The following is a 665-nucleotide window of genomic DNA, read 5'->3' as shown; positions in this document are numbered from 1 at the left end:
GTGCCCTCGGCAGCCCTCTCCGACGCTCGGCTATCCTGGCCGGCGGATAGATCATCAAGGTGGTTTGGATGCGCAGCAGTAACGTCGATTTGGCCGCCCGGTGGTGGCAGTGGGCCATGTCGATCCCCAACGCCAAGAATCCGGTATGCGACGAGACCGGAATCCTTGCGGCCGAAGGTCAGCCCGACGATGTCTGGTTCCTCGCTGGAACTTTCGGTGGCGAGGTCAGCAGGTGCTGCTCCGTGCCTTCGGGTCGCCCGATTTTCTTTCCCGCCTTCAACATGTTCCACAAGGTCCGGAAGTCGTTCCCGTTCGTCGGCGGCCGTGTTCCGGTGGCGCCCAAGGCAAGTGGTCATGCCGAGCTGAACGGTGTCTCCCTGCCGGTGCGGGAGGTGACCAATCGCATCCCGTTCTCTGTCAACGCGGCAGCTGGTGGCCCCTTCGGTGTGGCCGGCTTGTTCAAGGCGACGGCCTGGGGTCTTTGGTGCAGGCTGGACGACCTGCAACCTGGTGATTACATCCTCACGTTCGGCGGTGAGTACGAGCCCGGTGGCTTCTGGGTCCAGGCTGCATATCAACTCGAGATCGTCTGAGTGGCTTGGGTTTGCCGTCGGTGAACTGCTTCGACGCTCAGGGCGGATGACGATCCGATTGCCGTGCAACGG

General features: G+C 62.7%; 1 protein-coding gene. It reads left to right on the top strand.

Annotated elements, in window-relative coordinates:
* The first annotated feature begins 116 nt into the window (after window positions 1-116).
* Window positions 117-593, top strand: coding sequence for a hypothetical protein (locus tag KO481_RS42615; protein ID WP_215924473.1), 477 nt, complete (start codon window positions 117-119; stop codon window positions 591-593).
* Window positions 594-665: the final 72 nt, after the last annotated feature.

Source organism: Nocardia albiluteola (assembly GCF_018860155.1).
GTDB classification, from domain to species: Bacteria; Actinomycetota; Actinomycetes; order Mycobacteriales; family Mycobacteriaceae; genus Nocardia; species Nocardia albiluteola.
The sequence above is the reverse complement of the archived record's forward strand: the minus strand, read 5'-3'. Positions and strand labels throughout refer to the sequence as shown.